Genomic DNA, 539 nt, shown 5'->3' with positions numbered 1-539 from the left:
CGGTGTGCCGCTGCTGCACCACCAGTTCCCAGCCGTTGTAGACCCAGTGTCGCCGCGACGTCGGTTGTCCCTGACGATAGTGCCGCACTTCCGCTATCTGGTCGCCGTCCCACAGGTAGCGCACCTCTTCGCCGCGCTCGGCGCAGCGTTTGCTGACCCGACGTCCGAACGGGTCGTAGCGATAAAACCACGTTTCGCCGCTCGGGGTGTCCACCGCCCTTAGCTGATTGCGGCTGTCCCAGCGGTAGTGCCACACCTGCGCCCGGAACCCCGGCTTGACCTGCTGTCGGCGCACCAGACGGCCGGCCCGGTCGTAGGTGTAATACATGTCGTCGCGCTGTACCAGACGGCCGGCTTCCCACTCGGTCAGCCGTCCCTGCTCCTGCGGCAGGCCGGTGCGGGTATAGTGGTAGTCGGTCTCGGCAGTCGGCGCTCTGCCCGCGCCGCCGGTCAGAACCGACAGCACCCGGCCGGTCTTGTCCAACCGGTAGCCTTCACTGTCGCGATTGGTGCGCACGCCGGTCAGGTTGCCCGCGCCG

1 pseudogene is annotated in these 539 nt (G+C 67.7%); it reads right to left on the bottom strand.

Annotated elements, in window-relative coordinates:
- Positions 1-539 (bottom strand): annotated as a pseudogene (locus AU511_RS17070) (RHS repeat domain-containing protein); the annotation flags it as partial.

It is taken from the genome of Lonsdalea iberica (genome assembly GCF_002111585.1).
Taxonomy (GTDB): domain Bacteria; phylum Pseudomonadota; class Gammaproteobacteria; order Enterobacterales; family Enterobacteriaceae; genus Lonsdalea; species Lonsdalea iberica.
This window is presented reverse-complemented; position numbering and strand designations above follow the sequence as displayed.